The 580-nt window shown below is 69.9% G+C and carries 1 protein-coding gene; it reads left to right on the plus strand.

What is annotated here, in order from left to right:
* A partial coding sequence (locus KM933_RS38770) for an acyl carrier protein (RefSeq protein WP_260334850.1) occupies nucleotides 1–580 on the plus strand: 580 nt, incomplete at both ends.

The raw sequence follows: 580 nt of genomic DNA on the forward strand, positions 1-580 counted from the left end.
GCAGCGTCTGGAGGGGCTGGGTGCCGAGGAGCGGCGTGAGGTGCTGCTGGACCTGGTGCGCGGCCAGATCGCGGTGGTGCTCGGCCACTCCGGTGCGCAGACCGTCAACCCCGACCGGACCTTCCAGGACCTGGGCTTCGACTCGTTGACGGCGGTGGAGCTGCGCAACCGGCTGGGCAAGGCCACCGGTCTGCGGCTGCCCGCGACGGTCGTCTTCGACTATCCGACGGCGCATGCGCTGGTGGGGTATCTGCTGGACGAGTTGTTCGGTGCGGTGGAGCCGGCGGCGGTGGTGCCGGTGTCGGTGCTGCCGTCGGTGGCGGACGATCCGGTGGTCATCGTGGGGATGGCGTGCCGTTNCGAGGACCTGTGGCGGGTCGTCTCCGAAGGTGTGGACGCCGTCACCGAGTTCCCCGTGAACCGCGGCTGGGACATCGACACCCTCTACAACCCGGACCGTGAGGCATCCGGCACCACCTACACCAAGGCCGGTGGCTTCCTCCACGAGGCCGGTGCCTTCGACCCCGAGTTCTTCGGGATGAGTCCGCGTGAGGCGGTGGCGACGGACGCGCAGCAGCGG

Source organism: Streptomyces beigongshangae (assembly GCF_019710745.1).
GTDB classification, from domain to species: domain Bacteria; phylum Actinomycetota; class Actinomycetes; order Streptomycetales; family Streptomycetaceae; genus Streptomyces; species Streptomyces beigongshangae.